We start from the raw sequence: 3,830 nt of genomic DNA, 5'->3' as shown, positions 1-3,830 counted from the left end.
CACCTGCGCCACCGTCTCCAGCGCATCGACCAGGTCGTGCAGCTTGCCCTGCTCGATGAAGCGGTGGGAGGTCAGCACGCGTTTCACGCCGGCCAACTCGCAGGCGGCCTTCAGGTTGCGGATGCCGGCGGTGAAGTTGAGCATGGTGGGGGTGCGGCCGAAGGCGTGCAGGCCGAAGAAGGTCACCACCACCGCCGAACTGGCCGGAAGCATGATGCCGACATGTTCGCCAGGGCTCGTCATGCCCGCGATCTTGCGGCCCAGCGCGAAGGCGCCGCGCAGCAAATCTGTATAGGTGAGCGGATTGCGCTCCTGGTCTTCCAGGATGGGCTTCTTCGCGCCGTACGTGGTTCGCGCCTCGATAAGGGCGTCGAACAGCGACAGCTCAGCAGCTTGATAGTTACGCGACAAAGGCGACAACCTCCCCGATCGTCCCGCCATATTCATTATGGAGAGCCTATCGCCCGCACCCGCCATTGCAAAGATTTGTTACAGACCGTGAGCGACGAAGCGGCTGGTTCGTTTAGAAGCGCCCTTCAACCATCTGTTATTGCAGCGTTTTACGCTTTGCCTCGGTGACCTGCTCAACGAAGTCAATCACGCTGGCGCGCCATGGCGCCCGCCAGCGATCGGCCTCGAGGTGAACGGCGCGCCGGGCTCCCGGGAGGGCGATTTGTCGACAGTCCGACGCCCTTTGGCACAGGGATTGGGCGTCGTTGTCGGCATTCAACATCAGTATCGGAGCTCGAGCGGCGGCGGCTCGGTCGTGCGCGTCACGGCTTGCGGCGCGATGAGCCGCCTGCCAGCCGCGACTGGAACCGGACATCCGCAGGTCCGGGTTGGCGGTCTGCCAAGCATGCCCGACCTTACCCCGCCATGCATCGTGGGTGTGGCCCTTGGCGAGATCGTCCCGTCCTTCACGGCTCCACGGTTTCCAATCTGGCCCAGCGGCGCGATCGAGCCCGGGCAGGGGCGGCGCGGCGTCGCCGAGCGCCAGCCAAGGCGACGTCAGGATCAGCCCATCGACCTTTACCCCGGACTCCACGGCCGCCAGCGCCACGACCGCGCCGTCGGCGTGACCCATTACAAGAACTGGCATGTCATCAGGCGCTCGCACGACCACACGGAGCAGATGCGTCAGCCCCGCGACATCGGTGTCGAAGCTTGGGAGATGACCCAGATCGCGCGGTGCGACGAACCGCTCCGACCCGCCCTGACCGGCACGGTCCAGAACCCAGACGATGTAGCCCTCGCCGATGAGGTCGCGGACCGTCTCGAACCAGACCTCCGCGCTCTCGCCGTAGCCGGGCAGGATGACGACGATCGCGCGGGGCGCCCGCGAGGTGCTGGCCACGCCGTAGCGCTGAATAGGATTGAGGCCGGCGCGGATAAAGCCCCAGGCCCAGCCCTCGGGCGGCTGGAACCGGGCGGAGAGGGACGGGGGAACACGGCTTTCGGCGAATGGCGCGCGCGCTTCGTCGCGTCCGCACGCCGCGAGACCGAGGAGTAAGGCGGCGATCACGGACGCGCGGACCATGGCCGTGTTTGAGCATGCGGCGCAGGGCCGCTCAATCACGGCTTGATCCTGGGGCTTCGAAAGCCGATCTAGGGGTCATGGCGACCGTCATCGATACGCTCAGCGGCGCGCGTCCGCGCCACCCCGAGAAGCAGGCCCGGCCGGACACCCCGATGCTGCGCAAACCAGACTGGCTGCGCGTCCGCGCGCCGGGCTCGGCAGGCTACAACGCCACCCGCGAAATCGTGAAGACGCACGGCCTGACCACGGTGTGCGAGGAGGCCGCCTGCCCGAACATCGGCGAATGCTGGACCCAGAGCCACGCCACCATGATGATCATGGGCGAGATCTGCACGCGAGCCTGCGCCTTTTGCAACGTCGCCACCGGCAAGCCCAACGCCCTTGACCCCACCGAGCCCGCGCGGGTCGGCGACGCCGTGGCCAAGATGGGCCTGAAGCACGTTGTGATCACATCGGTGGACCGCGACGACCTATCCGACGGCGGCGCCGCGCACTTCGCCGCCGTGGTGCGAGCCATCCGCGCCGCCGCGCCCGGCACGACCATCGAGATCCTGACCCCCGATTTCCTGAGGAAGCCCACCGCCGCCGCCGAGGTCGTGATCGACGCCCAGCCGGACGTCTTCAACCACAACCTGGAGACCGTGCCCCGGCTCTATCTCTCCATCCGCCCGGGCGCGCGCTACTACCATTCCCTGCGTCTGCTGGAGCGCGTGAAGGAGCGCGATCCCAACCAGTTCACCAAGTCGGGCCTGATGGTCGGATTGGGCGAGGCCAAGGAAGAAGTCATGCAGGTCATGGACGACATGCGTTCGGCCGGCGTCGACTTCCTGACCATCGGCCAGTACCTGCAGCCCAGCCGCAAGCACGCCGCCGTCGACCGCTTCGTCCACCCCGACGAGTTCCGCGCCTATGAGGAGATCGCTCGCGCCAAGGGCTTTCTGATGGTGTCGGCCAGCCCGCTCACGCGCTCGTCGCACCATGCCGGCGAGGACTTCGCCCGGCTGAAGGCTGCCCGGTTGGCCAAGGACGCGGCGGCTTAGGGGCCTTGCAGCACCACGTCGAAAAGACGCTGCCCTACACCCCCGACCAGCTCTTCGCCCTGGTCGGCGATGTCGAGTCCTATCCGCAGTTCGTACCCTGGATATCCTCCATGAGGACCTGGAACGCACGATCGGAGGGGCAGGGCGTGAGCCTAACTGATGCTCAGGCCGGCGTTGGTTTCGCCTTCTTGAAGGAGACCTTCTCCACCAGGGTCCGGCGCGACGCCGCCGCACGCCAGATCGATGTCGCGCTTATATCAGGCCCGTTTCGCAAGCTGACCAATCAGTGGCGCTTCGTCGAGGTCCCAGGTGGAACCCGGATCGAGTTCGATATCGACTTCGAGTTCAAGTCACGGCTGCTCGCAGGCCTACTCTCGTCCAACTTCCATACAGCTGTCGACAAGCTGATGGTCTGTTTCGAGGACCGGGCGAAGGCGCTCTATGGATAGCGCTGTTCGGAAAGGATGGCGTCTCTGACCAAGGCTTCGCACTCGCCGGGCGCGCTCTCCACCAGCACATGGTCCGCGCCTGCGATGCTGTGAACCCGGACATGCTTGAGCGCGGACAGGATGTGCACGTCGGTTTGGTCGATCAGGCAAGGCCTGATGTTCGGGTCGCGGACTGGGAACAGCGGGACGGTGCCGGTGGCGACCTCTACGGGCACGCCGACATCCTCCAGCAGGTGGAAGTAGGTCAGGTCAGCGATCGCGCCATCCCGCGACAGGCCGAAAATGTCGCGAGCGAACTCGTCGAGCGGCTTGTAGCTCGGTTGACGGGCGAACGTCTGCGCCAAGACCTGCTGAACCGGCCATAGCTTGCCAGTGCTCAGCGGCGGATCAAGAGCGATGACCCTCGCTTTCAATCCTGCCGGGGCGATCTGAGCCAGGTTGAACGCGACCAGCCCTCCCAGCGACTCTCCGACAATAGTGATGCGGCGGTCGCGATAGAGGCGGATGAGCGCCTCAAGGTAGTTCTCGGCGAAAGACGCGACATTGTTGCGGGTGAGGGGCGATGACCCTCCGAAGCCCGGCAGGCTCGTACTGACTGTCCCCGCGTAGCTGGCGATCGAGTCGGCGAAAGGCGCGATGCTCTCCGCGTTTCGGAATGCGCCAGGGATGACGAGCAAGAGATCTTGTCCCGATGTCCCCGTGTCGGGCGAGCGGCGGAAGCGTAGCTCGCCATCCGAGGTCTGGCAGCCGAACAGCGAGGTCTTTGGATCGTCTGGCACGGCTAGCTCATCCGGTCGCGCAGCG

5 protein-coding genes are annotated in these 3,830 nt (G+C 65.8%); 2 read left to right on the top strand and 3 right to left on the bottom strand.

From position 1 onward, the window contains the following. Positions 1-411 (bottom strand): AMP-binding protein (locus tag RMO04_RS19745; RefSeq protein ID WP_405041521.1); only part of this gene is annotated, 411 nt, incomplete at its 3' end. 136 nt (positions 412-547) lie between these two features. Then, positions 548-1,537, bottom strand: coding sequence for an alpha/beta hydrolase (locus RMO04_RS19740; RefSeq protein ID WP_309646479.1), 990 nt, complete (start codon positions 1,535-1,537; stop codon positions 548-550). A 77-nt stretch (positions 1,538-1,614) separates the two neighbouring features. On the opposite strand from RMO04_RS19740, the gene lipA reads away from it, so the two are divergent. Both lipA and RMO04_RS19730 read left to right on the top strand, forming a co-directional pair. Beyond that, positions 1,615-2,577, top strand: a complete 963-nt coding sequence (gene lipA / locus RMO04_RS19735; protein ID WP_309646478.1) for a lipoyl synthase — start codon at positions 1,615-1,617, stop codon at positions 2,575-2,577. A 5-nt stretch (positions 2,578-2,582) separates the two neighbouring features. Further along, positions 2,583-3,026 (top strand): SRPBCC family protein, encoded by a 444-nt coding sequence (locus tag RMO04_RS19730; RefSeq protein WP_309646477.1) that lies wholly within the window; start codon positions 2,583-2,585, stop codon positions 3,024-3,026. Here the strand turns inward: RMO04_RS19730 and RMO04_RS19725 are convergent. After that, positions 3,017-3,830: alpha/beta hydrolase (locus RMO04_RS19725; RefSeq protein ID WP_309646476.1), on the bottom strand; the 814-nt coding region annotated here is incomplete at its 5' end. The two genes, RMO04_RS19730 and RMO04_RS19725, sit on opposite strands and share 10 nt — an antisense overlap.

The sequence above is a fragment of the Phenylobacterium sp. genome, from assembly GCF_031412415.1.
In the GTDB taxonomy this organism is placed as follows: domain Bacteria; phylum Pseudomonadota; class Alphaproteobacteria; order Caulobacterales; family Caulobacteraceae; genus Phenylobacterium.
The sequence above is the reverse complement of the archived record's forward strand: the minus strand, read 5'-3'. Positions and strand labels throughout refer to the sequence as shown.

Coding starts and splice junctions, on each gene's coding strand:
- RMO04_RS19740 (WP_309646479.1), bottom strand. CDS start 1,537: ATGGTCCGCGCGTCCGTGATCGCCGCCTTACTCCTCGGTCTCGCGGCG.
- lipA (WP_309646478.1), top strand. CDS start 1,615: ATGGCGACCGTCATCGATACGCTCAGCGGCGCGCGTCCGCGCCACCCC.